This is a genomic window from Mucilaginibacter sp. P4_G9 (assembly GCF_056400985.1).
The window spans coordinates 1-2,502 of record NZ_JBFUKF010000573.1; the positions used below are offsets into that span (position 1 = coordinate 1).

Here is a 2,502-nt window from a genome sequence, read left to right on the forward strand (position 1 = left end):
GTCCGGTACATCCGCGTAAATAATGGGATTAGTGGCTTTTTGCGCATATAAACACGGCACTGTAATCGTTATAATTAAGGCCGCCATCCATAACCTGTAAATTGCATTTCTCATATTGACATTTGGTTTTTTGTCCTGGTATTCTTACCTGGTTTTATTTAGTTAATGTATTTATTTGAAGCACGCTTACGGAGTAGGCATCGAAAGTCCTGGTAAATTTAGCGCCTGCCACTTTTATTTTGGAGGTAACTGGGACTATTTTTACCGGATCGCTGATCGTGTTCGTATCTTCGGGTTTATCGCCTTTTATGACCACGATAATACCTTCGGGAGAAAGTTTTCCGGCCCCCTTCAGATCAATATCAACCTGCTGCGGCTTTCCTGTTGCATTTACTACTTTAAGAAACAGTTTTCCCGTTTTGGTGTCCCGGGTAGCGACATAAAACATACCTGGTATAGGTTTGGGCATGTTGTTCGCCGCGCTGTCCTGTTTGGTAGCAGGCCTTGTTTGGGTGGGGATATTGGCGCCCGCTACAGGAACCACTTTGTTGCCGATATAGCTATTAAACATTACTTGTACATAGTATGATGGCGAACCAAAACTTGTCAATGCATCATAACCTATCAGGTTTGATTCCCATTGCCATGCTTTCGGCACGGTTGCGGTAGCCTTGTTTACATTTGCAAATAAAGGCGCATAGCATGAGCGGATAACCAGGTCCGAGTTACGTTCCATACCGGTCATCCACGCGGCATCGCCAAGGGCAGCATTCAAATTGGTGGTTGGCATGCCTTCCGTTGTTGCCCATTCACCTACAAACACTTTATATCCTTTGCGGTCGTAGTTATCATAATGTGCTGCATCCTCTTCCATCCCCCAGGCATTGCGGTAATAATGTTCATCTACAATTTCGGGCTTGCGGATGGTTAATTTACYCCTGCTCCCAAGCCAGTCCTTGCCGCCCATGCTTGCAATACAGTGAAGGTTWGGGTATTTGGCTTTAATGSCATCATAAAACTGGGCRTAACGTCCGTCRTARCTGCCAGACTCGTCAAACCCGTCTTCRTTACCAATYTCCACAKAGCTGAGTTTAAARGGCGCCGGGTGCCCGTCTGCCGCACGTTTAGCGCCCCAATAGGTGTGTACGTCGCCTGTAACATATTCAATTTCATCAAGCGCATCATCTACATAGGGTTTTAAAAGCGGGCCTGCGTCCACATGGTCGCCATCGAGCGAATAGCCGGCATAAACGGCAAGCAGCGGTTCCATTTTCAGATCTTCGCACCATTCTAAAAATTCAAGTAAGCCCATCCCGTCGGTAGGGCGGTAGCCCCATGAACCGGTATGGCCCGGACGGTTTTCAAGCGCGCCTAACGTGGTCTTCCATGGGAAGGCATCGTTCAGTTTCGGGCCTTCAAGGAAATTACCGCCKGGAAAACGTAAAAAACGGGGTTTCATATCGGCCAGTAACTTCATTAGATCTATCCGGTTCCCATTGGGGCGGTTATGATAAGTAGGCGGAAATAAGGAAACGAGGTTAAAATAATAAACCCCGGTACGGTTYGTCGAAATAACAAAACGGGCGTCAGATGTTGGTTTAACACCGGCGCCTGTTGTTAATTTGAGTTCATATTTTTTCCAAAAGGCGCTTTTTATCAAATTAATAGTTCCCGAAGCATATACGGTTTTACCGTCATTGCTTTCTATGCTTACGGTTATGGGCCCGGCAGTGTTATCGGCAATTACCGGAACAGTAACTGTAGGCTTGGRCTCCCAGGGGCGGGGGGGAAATGGCTTGCTGCTCGTACCCTTCATATAAAAAGAAGCGTTATAAGTTGTATTAGGCAAAACAGGTATGCCCCAATAACCTTCATTTGCTATGCCGGCCCGGCCACCGCCGGTATCCACCAAAAGTCTTAAACAAGTAGTTAACGAGCCATTAATTGCCTGGCGCTGCTGATCGTTGGGTACATTGCCGGGGTTTGGGGCAACTAATTTAATAGTGGCTTTCGCGCCACCTTCCCTGATCACGCTCCATGCTTCCGGCGTATTTGGGTTGTCCTTAAATATCCTGTTCCTGATCAGCTCGGCATACAAACCCCCATCGTACGAATGGTTGATCTCTTCGGTCATCAACCCATACAGTTGCGGGCTTACATTTGCGCCAGGCTTAGTTAAATCAAGCGTTAGCTTAGGGTTTTGTGCTTGTAAACTTGTTGTTGTGAACAGGAACAGACACAAAATTGAAATGGGTAATAACTTTTTCATCATGAAAGTTTATATTATTAATTATTTTTTACACTTATTTTATAGGGCCAACGGGGCATTTGCATTGAAAATTATTTCTCAGTTTATCGGTATTGAGTTCATTTGACCAGGATTTTTACTGTTTTTGAAATATTGCGTGATGAATTACCTAACTGAAGGATGTATTCGCCGGCTTCGGTATTCCATCCTTTTTTTGTCTCGTCATAAAAAGCCAAATCACCAACCTTTACATC

2 protein-coding genes are annotated in these 2,502 nt (G+C 45.4%); both read right to left on the bottom strand.

The window, feature by feature from the left end:
* Positions 1-154 precede the first annotated feature (154 nt).
* Entirely contained in the window at positions 155-2,272 is a 2,118-nt protein-coding gene (locus AC1DPZ_RS25460; protein ID WP_477408756.1) for an alpha-L-arabinofuranosidase C-terminal domain-containing protein, read from the bottom strand.
* A 95-nt stretch (positions 2,273-2,367) separates the two neighbouring features.
* Positions 2,368-2,502, bottom strand: a 135-nt coding sequence (locus tag AC1DPZ_RS25465) for a fibronectin type III-like domain-contianing protein (RefSeq protein ID WP_477408758.1), incomplete at its 5' end; no start/stop codon positions are given.